This window comes from Pectobacterium carotovorum, from assembly GCF_900129615.1.
GTDB classification, from domain to species: Bacteria; Pseudomonadota; Gammaproteobacteria; order Enterobacterales; family Enterobacteriaceae; genus Pectobacterium; species Pectobacterium carotovorum.
This window is the reverse complement of record NZ_FQWI01000021.1, coordinates 1-2660: the sequence shown is the minus strand read 5'-3', so window position 1 is coordinate 2660 and position 2660 is coordinate 1. Positions and strand designations below refer to the sequence as shown.

Genomic DNA, 2660 nt, shown 5'->3' with positions numbered 1-2660 from the left:
GGGGCCATCAAGCCATCCTGCTAAGCGGGAGCGGCAAGCGGCGGCAACGACGCGACGGGGGATTGTGGATATGTGTAGAACGCGGGGCTCCGGCGAAACGGCCATCTGACGCACAAAACAAAAACGCGGGCCAAGGCCCGCGTTCGCGTCAAATTATCCAGCTTAATTTTTATTCGTTCTTTGTTAAATAATCGACGTAGTGTTTTGATGTACTACCGCGCAAGCTATCAGGATAACCTTTCGCGGAAAACCACTGTGGGTATTTTACTGCTAGCTCCCGATATTTGGTTTTCATACTGGCAATAATGTAATTGTTTGAGCGCCGTCTTTTGAGACAATTATTGATGAATACCATGTCATTATCACTCGGCGCATGAATAACCACGGGTTCTATGTCAATGCTCTTGACTGTGTTAATGCTGGCTGTTCCGAGTCGCCGCTGAAATTCATCCATAGCCATTTTTATCAGTTCAGCAAGGGCGTGATCTGATAGGCCTTCAATATGAATTGCTGTTTTTACTTCCTTCTTCATTTTTCTGTTACCTCGTCTCCTCTTTTATAATCAATATCACTTTCCCATTCTCCACGTAATTCACTGACAGTATCCTGTAAATTCTTCATCATCGCTTCTACAACGCTCGGTATTACCACGTTATTGAAATCCCCAGCTGATAAATATTGCGCCATTTCAAATGCCAGCCGCGCAGCTTCCTGACGGGCGTTTTTATCCCTCGGCAGACGCCTGACGGTCAAAAATTCGGGATGATTATTTGCCAAAATCAGCAAGTAATTATATTCCCCCACAGACAGATCACGATGAGACGGGCCAGTAGACTCTTTTTTCTGCCACGCATTGATCTGAATACCAAACCGTTCCGCCGCTTCGCGCTGTGTCAGTTTGGCTGCGGCCCTGGCTGCGGCGACCTGGGCGGGGGTGGGCTTCTCTGTTATCATCGTCTTTTCCTCTGTAGATTCTAAAAACGTTTTAAATTGCTGTGTTAATTCAGGAAATGGGTATTGCGACCAGTCGATTAGCTGATTGTTTATTCGCTGATCGTTTGTCAGATAAAAGGTCTTATTCAGCGTCTCAAACCGCTTTTCTTTCACCCCTTGTGCGCGTTCTTCCGCGCTCGGATTTGTGCGATCTAGTGCGAGATAATCGAGTTGATAGCCTTTCGCGTCGCTGTAGACAGTCAGCATTTTTCTGACTCGGCCCGGCAATCGTGCAAAAAAAATCTGCTGCATATTATCCTCATGATTAGCTGAGCGGCACGGGGAACTCCGTGCCGTTCGTTATTTTATCGCTCCAGCGTTGAGATAAATCCCGCCAGTTTAATTAACTGGTCTTTGCTGAGGCCGGAAAGTTTCAAATTATATGTATCGCCGTAGCCTTCTAACACATCCCCACGGATGCTGTGCGCCCTGATTTCACATAAAACACCGTGATAATTATCGTAATCGCGGGTTTCTATCAGCCGGGTCAGCAGATTCAGCAATATTTTCCTTTCTTCTTTCATGGCATAACTTCCCGCCAAATCAGCCGCCGCTTTGTCGCACAGTTTCTGTGCATCGGCGAGGATCTTTTTTTTGATATCCCTAGCAATGCCGCAAGGATCGCGCGTTGGCGCGACGGTACAACATGAATAATCGTTGTATGACTGATGGCGCAGCGGGGAACCCGTTAAGATCAGTCGGTCTTTTTCATGCCGCACAGTGATGCCATAATTTGGCAATGCCGGTGTAAACAGATGTATCCGATAGCTATCATCATCCCTGCGTTGATCAACACGCCAGCCATTGCCTAAAAAGGCACATACACGCTTAAACACGGGCATCATGCTCTCATAGAAGGTTGTTGCCATAATTTGCTCCTGAAATCGCAGTGAGGGGGCTTGTAGGCCCCCTGAATGATGGGTTACGCGTGCATTTCTACCGCTTTGCGGCCTTTTGCACGAAACTTGCCATTCGCGCCATGCATTTCACGGATTTCATCAATGCTGCGCTCCTTACGATTCCATGTGCTTTTTTGTTCTTCTGGGCGGAAAAACCATTGCTGTTTTTTCGGTGCCCATTTACAGCCAATTTCTTTCAATGCCGCTTTGTGCTCAAACGTCTCACCGCTGATCCACACCCAATTACCGATCACTTCATACACAATGCCAGCCAGCCCGGATAATGCAGCCAGTACATTTTCCAGCGCTTCACCGTAGTTATAACGCTCGTTTTCATCAGCAGATTGAAACTGGTTAATTTTGTCGATGTTAGCCATCAGCACTTCACGCGCTGCATTAACAGCTTTCATCAACTCAGTGCCCAACGGATTACGATCCGGGTGATATTTCAGCGCCAGCTTTCTATAAGCCTTTACAACATCTTTTTCAGTCAATTCACCAGACAACCCAAACACATTCAATGCTTCTTGTACGTTCATTTTTATTCCTGGCCGCTCGGCCTTTATATATGGAATCACCGTTGATTCCATGTCGTTAATTATACGTACAATTGATTATAAATGCAATTATTAACACGTACATATGTACGTGTTTTATTGTTTTATAAGGCAATGACACGGATCTACATATGCCGGTTTCGTCAAATTGCCGGGCCTTGCTGACTGCCAGAACGCCCCAACCCCTCCCCCGTCCTGCTAAGCCATAACG

4 protein-coding genes are annotated in these 2660 nt (G+C 46.6%); all 4 read right to left on the bottom strand.

From position 1 onward, the window contains the following. Nucleotides 1–169 precede the first annotated feature (169 nt). The 4 genes from BUB06_RS21700 to BUB06_RS21685 are packed head-to-tail and all read right to left on the bottom strand — an operon-like array spanning nucleotide 170 to nucleotide 2431. On the bottom strand, nucleotides 170–532 hold the full coding sequence (locus BUB06_RS21700) for a hypothetical protein (protein WP_039476511.1): 363 nt from the start codon (nucleotides 530–532) through the stop codon (nucleotides 170–172). Beyond that, nucleotides 529–1245, bottom strand: coding sequence for a hypothetical protein (locus tag BUB06_RS22415; RefSeq protein WP_072013063.1), 717 nt, complete (start codon nucleotides 1243–1245; stop codon nucleotides 529–531). Before BUB06_RS22415 ends, BUB06_RS21700 begins: the two co-directional genes overlap by 4 nt. 53 nt (nucleotides 1246–1298) lie before the next feature. Next, nucleotides 1299–1862, bottom strand: a complete 564-nt coding sequence (locus tag BUB06_RS21690) for a hypothetical protein (RefSeq protein WP_039476513.1) — start codon at nucleotides 1860–1862, stop codon at nucleotides 1299–1301. A 53-nt stretch (nucleotides 1863–1915) separates the two neighbouring features. Beyond that, the gene (locus tag BUB06_RS21685) at nucleotides 1916–2431 is read right to left on the bottom strand and encodes a J domain-containing protein (protein ID WP_039476515.1); all 516 of its coding nucleotides are present in this window, start codon (nucleotides 2429–2431) and stop codon (nucleotides 1916–1918) included. Nucleotides 2432–2660 lie beyond the last annotated feature (229 nt).

Excerpts from the sequence above, each read along its gene's own strand:
- BUB06_RS22415 (WP_072013063.1), bottom strand. The coding sequence starts at position 1,245 with ATGCAGCAGATTTTTTTTGCACGATTGCCGGGCCGAGTCAGAAAAATG.
- BUB06_RS21700 (WP_039476511.1), bottom strand. The coding sequence starts at position 532 with ATGAAGAAGGAAGTAAAAACAGCAATTCATATTGAAGGCCTATCAGAT.
- BUB06_RS21685 (WP_039476515.1), bottom strand. The coding sequence starts at position 2,431 with ATGAACGTACAAGAAGCATTGAATGTGTTTGGGTTGTCTGGTGAATTG.
- BUB06_RS21690 (WP_039476513.1), bottom strand. The coding sequence starts at position 1,862 with ATGGCAACAACCTTCTATGAGAGCATGATGCCCGTGTTTAAGCGTGTA.